General features: G+C 39.3%; 7 protein-coding genes and 2 pseudogenes. All 9 read left to right on the top strand.

Features of this window, described 5'->3' with window-relative positions; genetic code table 11:
* Positions 1 to 921: pseudogene (locus tag H6F44_RS20375) on the top strand (ATP-binding protein); the annotation flags it as partial.
* A gap of 73 nt (positions 922 to 994) precedes the next feature.
* On the top strand, positions 995 to 1,816 hold the full coding sequence (locus H6F44_RS20380; RefSeq protein WP_190352928.1) for a Uma2 family endonuclease: 822 nt from the start codon (positions 995 to 997) through the stop codon (positions 1,814 to 1,816).
* Complete coding sequence (locus H6F44_RS23660) at positions 1,806 to 1,928, top strand: hypothetical protein (protein ID WP_277874144.1); 123 nt, start codon at positions 1,806 to 1,808, stop codon at positions 1,926 to 1,928. The genes H6F44_RS20380 and H6F44_RS23660 overlap by 11 nt, the downstream gene beginning before the upstream one ends.
* A gap of 141 nt (positions 1,929 to 2,069) precedes the next feature.
* Positions 2,070 to 4,187: an McrB family protein gene (locus tag H6F44_RS20385; protein WP_190352929.1), complete on the top strand. Its 2,118-nt coding sequence runs from the start codon at positions 2,070 to 2,072 to the stop codon at positions 4,185 to 4,187.
* 45 nt (positions 4,188 to 4,232) lie between these two features.
* Positions 4,233 to 5,795, top strand: coding sequence for a DUF2357 domain-containing protein (locus tag H6F44_RS20390; RefSeq protein WP_190352930.1), 1,563 nt, complete (start codon positions 4,233 to 4,235; stop codon positions 5,793 to 5,795).
* A gap of 4 nt (positions 5,796 to 5,799) precedes the next feature.
* A complete protein-coding gene (locus H6F44_RS20395) occupies positions 5,800 to 7,305 on the top strand; it encodes a DEAD/DEAH box helicase family protein (protein ID WP_190352931.1) in 1,506 nt (501 codons plus the stop codon).
* A gap of 4 nt (positions 7,306 to 7,309) precedes the next feature.
* Positions 7,310 to 9,013: a phospholipase D-like domain-containing protein gene (locus H6F44_RS20400; protein WP_190352932.1), complete on the top strand. Its 1,704-nt coding sequence runs from the start codon at positions 7,310 to 7,312 to the stop codon at positions 9,011 to 9,013.
* Between the two features lie 54 nt (positions 9,014 to 9,067).
* A complete protein-coding gene (locus H6F44_RS20405) occupies positions 9,068 to 11,500 on the top strand; it encodes a hypothetical protein (protein WP_190352933.1) in 2,433 nt (810 codons plus the stop codon).
* A 35-nt stretch (positions 11,501 to 11,535) separates the two neighbouring features.
* Positions 11,536 to 11,888, top strand: a pseudogene (locus H6F44_RS20410) (ATP-binding protein); the annotation flags it as partial.

The following is an 11,888-nucleotide window of genomic DNA, read 5'->3' on the forward strand; positions in this document are numbered from 1 at the left end:
AATCAAGATGAAGTGAGAAGACTTTATCATCAACATACTGAAGCTACTGGACAAATATTTACGGAAGAAGCGGTTAACTTAGCATTCCATTTAACACAAGGACAACCTTGGCTAGTCAATGCGATCGCTAAGGAAATTACCGAATATATGGCTCCCGATCCTGCGATTCCGATTACGGTGGAGCTAATCAATCAAGCCAAAGAAATCCTGATTCAGAGACAAGACACTCATTTGGATAGTCTTGCAGAAAGATTAAGAGAGGATCGGGTTAGGGCAATCATTCAACCGATCCTATCGGGACAACAGTTACCTAATCTCGCCGAAGATGACTTGCGCTATGTTCTCGATTTGGGATTGTGTAGCCGTGATGCTAGAGGTGGAATTCAAATTGCCAATCCAATCTATCGCGAAGTCATTCCTAAAGTACTAGCCTCCATCACGATCGCTTCTTTAACATCGGTTTATCCCACATGGCTAGACTCCAGTGGCGATTTAAATCCACAGGCTTTGCTAGATTCTTTTCTCGATTTTTGGCGGCAACATGGAGAACCTTTATTTAAAAGTACGCCCTATCCTGAGATTGCGCCGCACTTGGTATTAATGGCTTTTTTGCATCGCGTGGTCAATGGTGGTGGTACGTTAGAGAGAGAATATGCGATCAGTTCTGGGCGGATGGATATTTGTTTACGGTATGGCGATGTGATTTTGGGAATGGAACTAAAGGTATGGCGCGAGGGCAGACCCGATCCATTGTCGGAAGGACTAAAGCAATTGGATAAATATCTATCGGGATTGAATTTGGATACGGGTTGGCTAGTAATTTTTGATCGCCGCCCCAATTTGCCGCCAGTCAGCGATCGCACTTTTACAGAAGTTACTCAGAGTCCAGATAGTAGAAAGATCACGGTAATTCGGGGCTAATTTGTTAGCGAGTATGCGGCGATCGCTTTGCTATAATCAGAAACAACCAAACAAAAGTAATCTGTCAAAAGTAATGGTGACAATACCTTTTGAATACCGTCAACTGCCGACTGCGGAAGATCTGCCAGATTCCGATGAAACGCCTGTGGATAATGAACTTCAAAATATTATTCCGAATATGCTGCTGAATTTATTGCAGTCGATTTGGAGCGATCGCCAAGATTGGTTTTGGGGTGTGGATATGTGCTACTACTACGAAGCAAATATTGAAGAACCGAAGAAGTCTAAGGCAATTGTCCCCGATGGATTCTTAGCAATTGGTGTGCCGCGTCTCAAGGATGAAGGAGGAAGGCTGAGTTATGTCTTGTGGCAGGAAGAAGTAAAACCAATTTTGGCTCTAGAAGTCATTTCTAAGGCATATAACGGTGAATATGATCAGAAACTGACTCAATATCAGGAACTGGGAATTCTGTATTATGTGGTTTATAACTCTTTAAGTGGTCGGAGGGGACGTTATAAAAAACATGAATCTTTGGAAGTCTATAAATTAATTGATAGTAAATATGAATTAGTGCCATCGGTTACGCTATTGTCAGAATCTAGTAAGGTCGTATGGATGCCAGAAATTGGCTTAGGTATTGGCTGTGAGCGCCGTATATGTGGCAATTGGGAGCGTGACTGGCTCTATTGGTACGATCGCGATTGCGTCAGATATCCCACGGCTGAAGAACGCTCTCAACAAGCTGAGGCGATCGCTGAGCAACAAAAGAAGATCGCTGAGCAACAAAGTTTAATTGCTCAACAGGAGCGCCAGCAAAAGCTGCAAGAGCGTCAACAAAAAGAAAAACTAGCGAATTATCTCAGGTCAATGGGAATCAATCCTGATGAAATTTGAAGTATGGATGGGCGATCGCTGTATATCTCAGTTGAAAAGTTTAGCGATCGCCCCTTCGACCGCAATTGTTGAGAGTCCAGATGGTAGGGTGGTTACGGTAATTCGGGGGTGAGTTGCTAAAATTACTATATTGCAACAATGTGAGATCGCTAAATTTATTGATATCTAAAAATTGATTCACAAAGAAAAAGACACAGGAAATTTACACCAAAATAGCCTATAATAATTTTACTCAGTACCAATTTATCGAGTAATGACTATTTCTACAAACAACCTTGCCTCGTTTTTACCTGCGATCGCGGGTACTGTTACTGGGGCAATCGTAATCGCTGCTGGGGGATCGTTTTTGCAGTCTGGTGTAGCTGCCATTGCTACTGGGACAAGCGGTTATGCAGCATCCAGTTTGGTGTTGCAAGGACAAGATAATCGGCGCAAGTTGATTGAGGCAGAACGGGATAATTTTAAGAAGGAGGTGGAGCGAGTTAGGCGATCGCTAGGAGTTAATGGCGAATTAGAGGCTTTACAGGGCAAACATGATCTGCTATCGCAAATGATTGGAGAATTACAAGCCAAAGAACAGGAATTGCAAGAACGGGTGCAACGCATTCAACAAAATCCACCTAATTTGGAAGAGTTGGAGCAACGACAACAGCAACTAGCCGCTTTAAAGACGCAGATCAATGAAAGTATTGGACAATTAAAGGCGATTGGGGCAACTATTGCCGAACGGGAAAAACTGCGTGATGGTTTACAGGAATTAGCGGCGCAGTCTTTACAGAAGCAAGAGGAGATCAAAGAGCTAAAAGAACGAGTGGGGCAACTTAATCAACAAGCTGCGGAATTAGAGCTTTTTCGGAGTACTTACGATGCTCTAAAGCGAGATGAGGAAACCTTGTCAGCGAAAAAATTACATTTGGAGGCTGAATCGCGGCGACTGCAACAGGAATGCGATCGCATTTTATTAGAAATCGATCAGCTGGCAACAAGAGCGCAACAGGCAGATTATCTGCGAGTTGAAATTGAGAGGCTAGAAGCTGATAAGCGTAACAAGCTTTCTGAATTAAACTCTATTAAGCGTCAAATTGAACAATTAAATTCTGAGAAGAGTATTTTAGAAGCTGAAATTATTAGCAAAAACAGAATAATTGCGGCGCAAGAATTGAAACTTAGGGAACTTGAAGAAAAGATTCGTCAAGCCAAGAATGATTACGAAGAAGCTCAAAGTGGTATTAAGCAAGCATTTCAAGCGTTGGAAGAGAAAGTTAAAGTTGATGCCCATCAAAAACGAACATTTAGCAGCGAGCAGGAGTTTTTGTCTGATTTCAAGCAATATTTAGCTGCAAAAGGACTGGTTTTCCCTGAACGCATTATCAATGCTTTTCATACCTCTTTAAAGGTACAGGATATTTCGGCTCTGGTGATTTTGGCGGGGATCAGTGGCACGGGTAAAAGCGAACTGCCCCAAGCCTATGCGGAGTTTATCGGTGCGCCTTTGGTAATGCTGCCTGTGCAACCCCGTTGGGATTCGCCGCAGGATTTGCAGGGTTTTTATAATTACATTGAGAAAAAGTATAAACCCACACCACTGATGCAATATCTATATCAACATGAACGACAAAATGACTTGAAGGGTCGAATGGTTATGGTGTTGCTAGATGAGATGAACTTGGCAAAGGTTGAATATTATTTTAGTGATTTCCTTTCTAAATTAGAAACTAGACGAAATAAAAAAACATATTTGGAGGTAGATGCGGGTAGTCTCAAATTGGCAGCCGAGCAAAAACAAGTTCTAATTCCAGAGCAGTTTTTATTCGTGGGAACGATGAATGAAGATGAAACTACTCAATCGCTTTCAGACAAGGTGTTAGATCGGGCAAATGTCTTGACCTTTGGTAAACCACATGAGCTAAAGTTGCGTGATGGTAATCAATCAAAACCAGCAACTCCCACAGAATATGTGACTTGGGAAACCTTTAACCAAGTATGGACAAAACAGCCTAGCCCTAACTCGGCAGCAACAGAATTAGTCAAAGAATATGTTGATCGCGCCAACGACATTATGGACTCACTGGGTCGTCCCTTTGCCCATCGGGTATTTCAGGCTTTTGCTAAATATGTGGCTAACTACCCCAACGCAGATCAGGATGAGACGATTGTGAAACTAGCGATCGCCGATCAATTTGGACAGAAGCTATTGCCAAAATTGCGCGGCGTGATGATAGAAGATCACCGTGAGGCATTAAATAAAATGGAGGATTTATTGAAAGAGTTGGGGGATGATGCCCTAAATAGAGCATTTGAAAAAGCGCGGCGTGGGCAATATGGACAATTCCAATGGAAGGGAATGGTTTATCCACAGGAACAGGTTTAGCCTAAATCAGAACAGACAATTAGGTAAACTATTAGGTAAATTATCATGCGCCTTTATCGCCATTTAGCAGATTATTTGCAGAATCAGCCATATGATCTGAATGCAGCAACGCCTTTGCAACTCAGAGGCAGCGATCGCCCTTTTTTAGTTCTTGATGATGGTGATGAACTTCCTAAACACTATCCCTTTCTGATGGAACGTCAGTCTCGTGTTTATGAGATTGGGTTTCCATTTGTCAAAATTGAAGAGTGGGAAAAGCATCAAGACTCTGAAAAGATTAGTCAGCCGATTAATTTGATTACTAAATCTGGTCTAGAGATTAATTTTGACTTAGCCGATGAAGTATTAGATAAAACCCAAATTAGTACCGATGAAGATAAAGTCAAACAGTTAGAACAGCAGTTAGGCAGAAAATGTGATCGCCACACCTCTGAGGCTATTGGTTTATTTATTGGGCTGTTTGATCATCTGCTTGGTAAACACAAAAATCAGAAAAAAGCATCATGCTCTTTACTCAAAATTCCTGAACTTTTGCAAGAGCTTAGTCAACAAGATGCTAGATTACCTCTAGTATTGGCACTTAATCGCCGTTATGAATTGCGTCATAAATTAGAACTAATTGCCCCCAAACTGCGATCGCAATTAACCCGTACTGCCGAAATGGTTCCCATTGCGAAAATTCAAGAAATGGATGCTTATTGCTTGCGGGATTATGTACGCCGCCCTGGAAATAATGCTGCTGAAAAAGCAGGAGCAAGACAGCAACTGATGGGTATCCAGCGCTATCAAAGCTTTGAGACTGCTGAGAATCGCTTTCTGAAATGCTTTTGTGATTTACTCCATTTAGACTGTCGAGAATATCGCGATCACGATGAAGCAAGATCTTTGGAGAGAGCAATTGATCGATTCCGCCAAGAACCAAGCGTACAGTCAATTTCCCGTACTGCTCTCTTTGCCGTGAAACCCAACTATGTTTTACAACAAAATCCCATTTATCGCAGTTTCTATCAAGCCTATCTCGACTATCTCAAACGGCGTACTGAAAAAGAAAAGATGTGGGGTTTGCGTCAAGCGCTGCTAGTGGATGTAGTTACGATTATGTTTGTGACAGCCTTGCTAAATCTAAACGGCAGCTATGTTTCACCCTTGAGCTCAGTGAACATTCTATCAACCCCTAACTATGGCAAATACTTAGATAATAATGAAACGTATCAGGAGTTGACAAAATTATCAATCTCGGTGCAATGTGTTTTGCAATCTAGTAGTTTCACCTTCACCATAATCCAACCCCAAAATCCAAAATTAGGCGATTTACAACTAAGAGTTGAAAAACAAACTTTTTCTCCTCAATCTACTCCCCTCACAAGAACTTATAGAATTTGGTTATTCTGGTACAGACCGACTCCTCAACTACTACAAGCGATACAAGGTATCCAAAAAGGTAAAGCAATCTGTATCTATCTGCATAATCGCCCAGATGATACTTCGATCCCACAGAAAATTCCAAATATTATAGTAGGAAAACTGCCAGATCCTATGGATAAATTAGGTTTAGAAGCAGGTGTAGAAATGCTATCTAATTTAATCTGTAACTGGTTTGGAGGATAAGAAAATGAGTGAAATATTAACAATTCTCAGAACCGTATTCAATCAGTCCAATCACTATATCCCATATCGAACATCCTTAAACTTACCCGCCTATGATGGCAACTTTCCCTTTCGGCAAAAACAAATGGCAGCATTAGAATTAGCGCTCTCCAATGCTCCAATCACGGCGATCGCAGGTAATCCCGCTAGTGGCAAAACTGAAATTGCTTTGGCTGCTATAAACATGGCAATCGCCCATCAACGTTCGACTTTAATCATTGCTCCTTTTGCTAGTACTTTTACAGGATATCGCCAACTCTCATTACCACCTCTAGAAGTTACGGAAGATCAAAATTATCGCCAATCTGTCAAGACATGGCTAAAGCAACGACTTTCCGCACCTAAACTAGATTTTAGTCCACCTCATTGGTTATCAGATCAACTTTTTGAGGATTTACAAATTAAGCGCGATCGCCGATTTTGGCTAGAGTTATTAAACCAATTGGAATCGCAGACTGGAGAACAAAACGAAGAAAAGATTGCGAAAATTATTGCAGAATTATATCCTTCAATTCATCCAGCACGAAGACAGCTTTTAGTCCATCGCTTGATTCAATCTAAAGCCTTGCTACAGCAAAGAGAACATCTATATCAAGACTATGTAAATCTCTCAGACTCATCCCTAGACCAAATGACAGATGCAGTAATGCCCCATTTCCAAGCACCGATTTTATGCACTACCAAACATTTATCAAGATTGGAAAATTCAGGACTTGATTTGGTATTTGATTTGGTGATTGCCGAAGATAGCAATTATCTGACGGATCAAGAATTGCAAAATATCTCTATGCGAGGGAAAAAGCTGGTCTTTTTAGGCGATTTAGTAGATAGAAGAAATTTATTTGGGAAATTGTTTAATAATCTTTTGCCCTCCTATCGAGTTGAACTTACTGAAAATCATCGCTTAAATGCAGATTTAGCCCACCATATTTTCCCTTTGCTATATACCCCGCTTATTTATACAGCTACGACACAAAAATCTAATTCCGCAAGGCAAGGAAATCCACAAATTATTTGGTATGATGTTAGGAATTCGCTACAATTTGAACAAACGTTTGAGAATTTACTTACGAACATTCTTCATAATAAGACGCGAGTACTTCCTTCTGTACTAACGTTCACCGAAATCACTTATCAAAAACTTCAACAACTAAAGCAACGTTTAGTGGAGAAAACACCACAAGTTTCCAATTTAGAAATCTACAATATTGATGATTGGCACGGTCGGCAATGCGATAGTCTTTGGGTAATTTGCGATCAAGATGCAGACCAAAGCGAAGATAATAGATCCAATGTGACTAATCTCAGGTTAAACAATTTGCGATTAGCTCTTACCAGATCTAGCCATCAAATTAAATTTTGGGGCGATCGCCAATATTATCAGGAGCAAAATATATGGCGAGATTTAATAGCTAATTCTAGTTTTGTGCGTGACATTACAATCATTGAAACAAATCAACAAAGAGGATAAACCTATGAAGATTATTTGGAAAGTGACGGGCTATTATGAATGGATTCCTCAAGATGGAAATTCTAACCTTGCAGCGCAAAACTCAAGTCTCGCAGATTTACTAACTGATTTACAAGCGATCGCTACCCAGCAAAAACAATATCAAATAGCAACCATCCATCAATCATTTGGGTTAAGCTTTTTGCCAAAGCATACGCTCACACATTTACTGCAATATAATTCAGCAAGATCGCCATTAAGATTACCATTAATGAATGAACGCACTTTATGTCCATTGCTCCAAAATCCGACAAATTCAGATTTTGACTCAAACGTGCAAAGATTTTCCTGTCAATTTACCACTACCCAATTACCACAGAATTTTAGATTGCCACTTTCCTTTGATGACCCTCAAATTCCTGTAAGAAATACAGGCGATCGGGCTATCGATACTTATAGGATTACAATTGAGAACCCGACTAATCAACGATTGCAAACCATTAAAAATGAGGCTATCCAAGAACTAAAGCAATTTATCCAAACCCGTCATCTTGATTTTTTGCATATTGCTTTAAAAACTCTAAGTTCTGACTTCTCTATCAGTCTACCTTTATCTAACAACTGTACGGCGTTGGTGCAGCTTCGTGAATTACCAACAGATTTACAACAAGCCATCAAATACTTACAAAAGCCCCAACCCCAAGAGTTTACGGAACAAGCACAGAGTTTAGTGAGAGCCTATCGCGCTAGATATTCTCAAACGATACCAAACAGTCATGAAATTCCTAATCTTTCTTTTGCTAATTCTTCAGAAAAAACAGAATTTGCGATTGGCAGAAAAATTAGTCGTGAAGTTATCGAAAATCTGATTACAAACGCAAAAAAATTCTTGATGATTTGCAGCTATCGTATTGAAGATCTAGAGATCGCTGAAATGCTTGCTCGCAAAGCACAGAAAATCCCAATCTGGATTCTTACCGAGTTTAACGATAATGTCCAAAATCGTGTAGATGCGAATATGGTTGGACGGGTAGAAATTGATCCCGAATATGCCAATTCCGATCGCCAAAAGCGCGAATGCTTATTAATTTTAAGAGATGCAGGACTCATTTTTAGAGGTGGTAACTTCCATATTAAAAGTTACATTAGCGAAAATAGCGCCTATCTGGGTTCCTGCAACTTGACGGGCGGCAGTCTGGGACGCAATGGCGAAGCGGGAACTATATGGCATAGTACATCAGAGCATCAGTTCCTAATTGACTACTTCCGTCATCTATGGAAAAACGAAACCGATGCTGAAACGATGCCCTTAGCAAATGCGTTAGAATTACGAGTTACTAGCCGCCGTAGAACGAATACACCACTGCCTATAAGCGATCGCTTTCTCAATCATCAAGAATATATAAGAGATGTCACCAACTTTTTCCAAAATTTTGCAGGAGAGGAAGTACGCATCTATACCCGCAATCTTAATCCACCGCCACAGCAAATCAATTTACTCAGAAGTTCAAACAATCGCATCTATTTTGGCAGCTATAATAATGCAGGATTACCAGCTAGGAAAATCGAAAACCTGCACGCTAAGATCGTTATTATCGGTTCTCAGGTTGCCTATATCGGTTCCCAAGACCTTGCCATCAGCCGAGATCCTTTTCTAAACCTGACTTATAAAACAACTAATCCTCAAGAAATTGCTCAAATTAATCAGCAACTGAGAAACCTTCATTAATTCTTTTTGTAATTTCCCTAATCAATCTATTTATCAAACCTTCTATTACCAGCTATGACTACACTCATCAATCTCGAATCCTATCTCGAATGCTGCCAATATGCCCATCTATTTGGTGAAAATGTTGCCAAGCTAATCCCCAATCCTAAGTCTTTACCAAATACCTATCGAGACTTTTGTAAAAAGCATCTATCACAAGCATTTCTGCCAGTTCCTGCCCTAGTGATCGCCCAGCCGCAAACCCTCAGTTTACGCACTAAGTCTTTATCTCAAGCGATATCCCACATTGGTTTTACCATTGATGATCAACGCGATGACCAAATATTTATTGTCAGAGAAGCAAATTCACTAAAAATGCGATCGTTTGATGTTCCTCAATATCTTTATGCCAATGTCTATAGATATTGGAGCTATGCCTCACAATTAACAACATTGACAAATTCTGACAAACCATTAGTAATATACGATCTTGACAGCTTCACACCAGCACAAATTATTCCTTTCAGGTTTGAATCTTCCTCCAATTCAATCTATAAAATCCCCATTATTGATACACGCTCTCAGAGTCAATATGATGGCTTAAAATTATCACAATCCTATGAGACTATTTACGACACTATTTGCTATGATCTAGCTGGTAAAATCATTTCTGATTTAGGTATTGAGTCAGGTATTGAGCTAGAAAATATAATAGCTATTTTTAGCTATATTCAAAAAATTAATCTATTTCAAAAAATTATTCCTCAATGCTCTAGCGATCGCATTCCCATGATCATTGAAATTGGTGACACTTTCTATCCCTATAATCTCAACTTAAGCGAACTAGAAAAGATAGTTTGCAAAAATCTCCCAATTCCTGAACTACAAAATATAATTACCCAAAATTCTAATTCCTATAACTTCGCTCTAGTCAGCAGCCTCATCCAATTACCTATACTCAAACAAGACTTACAACAACAATTTTCAACTGTGATGGTGGATACCTCTCAAAATATTTTCAGTCAGATTTGGCAACAAAAAATCGATAAGAACTTCCCTCTATATGGTCAACATTTAGATAACATCAGCTTCTTTGTGGCAAGAGATAAAGAAACCATAGAAATTAGCCTGCCATCAATTAATTGTTATGAAGGTGAGCAAGAAAAAATTCAATATGCTTCCTATCTAAAAAATGGTAAGGAAGAGCGAGAATTTACTTTGCCTATAAAATCTGTAAATTTACAATTTAAGATTAATGGTGAGCCTTTCATTAGTAGTGAGACTGATAAAGAGCAATCTTATTTCATAGAAAATCAGTATTTCCAAGAGACAGAAAATAACGATGTCAAAATTAAAATTCGTTTTCGGACTAAGCCTGGAATAACTCCTAAATTAGAAGTTTTAGATAACCAAAATCGTGTTCTTCATTCTAAATTAGTTGATTATGAACACCCAGTTATTGAAAGTTCAAGAACATCAGGCTTCTTGCCAATGGCGCAGATTCTTGAATCACGTACCGAAAAATCTAACAGGGGCTTAGAAATAATTCATGAATTAAATTACATTAGTGCATTGAGAAATTTTGCTAATTCTATAGCTCGCAATATAGTATCGAGGCGTGACATAGCTCAGAAAATATCTAATTTTAGATCTGAATGGAAAGATAGAGTATTACCTGTCAAGATTAAATATCAACTCCCAAATGGAAAATGGAGAGATAAAATATCACCTGTTCTTATAACTACATCACCTAATTTTGTTCAAATTCAAAATGAATTAAGAGATACATTGGAGATTTATCAATCTATAGCCAGATCGTTCTCAAGTATTTTTCCTCGGCTTACTTTTGATCAAAATGATGATGAAAACACAAAAAAGTTAATTAACAAAAGCCATTCTAGCCTAATATTAATTATTGGTGACAGCTATGCAATGACTCAATTTGCAGATCTAGACTTTTTACATGGCATAGATATTTTATCTAGAAGAGATGTACGACAATGGGATGAAAGATTACGAAGTGCCGCAAAAACAGCTTGCACGCAATCTCGCCAGATCGATTATTTTAACTTGTTTTATAGAACTACTGAGGATGGGAATACAGCCTTTTATACAAATGGTATCTATTTGTGGGGTTATGCCAGAATTCTAATGTGGTATATGGATTTTAAAGATCTATCAGTTACAAATATCTGTAAACAACATTTCAACAGTCTTATAATTTATTGCAATAGCTTGAATGGTAGTGTATCTAAGCATGAGTCTTATCTTAGAGATGTTCTAATTGCACTCATTTATCTAATGACGTTCCGTGAATCAGATCCTGAATTTGTTAAAAAGGATTCCTCTGTTTATGGAGAGGCTAAATCATTATGCCGAAAACTAGATCCTCATCCTATTAGATCTCAAAAAACTATTATTGAAGTTCCACTTAACTCATTCTTTGACCAGTTACTAGATGGAAACGTAACTCAAGAGCAAGTCAGAAACATGATTGAGATTGACTAGTATTTAGAGACAAGCAATATCTAACACAAAAAACAATGAAAAAACACTTCAACACCGCAGGTCCCTGCCAACCAGACATTCACTATATGCTCTCATCCGTAGAGCGTATGCCCCAGATCAAAGCACTGATCGATCAACGTAATTACTTCGTGATCCATGCACCGCGACAAGTCGGCAAAACCACCGCCATGCTCACCCTCGCGCAAGAACTAACCGCTAGTGGTGAATATACCGCCCTCATGGTATCCGTTGAAGTCGGTTCCCCCTTTCCAGATCAACCTGAAATTGCCGAAAAAGCAATTTTAGGAGCTTGGGCAAAAAATGCGCGATTTTGGCTACCCAAAGAACTGCATCCGCCAGCAATTCCAGAAGCAGAAGCAGGACAACG

The organism is Pseudanabaena cinerea FACHB-1277, from assembly GCF_014696345.1.
Lineage (GTDB): Bacteria > Cyanobacteriota > Cyanobacteriia > Pseudanabaenales > Pseudanabaenaceae > Pseudanabaena > Pseudanabaena cinerea.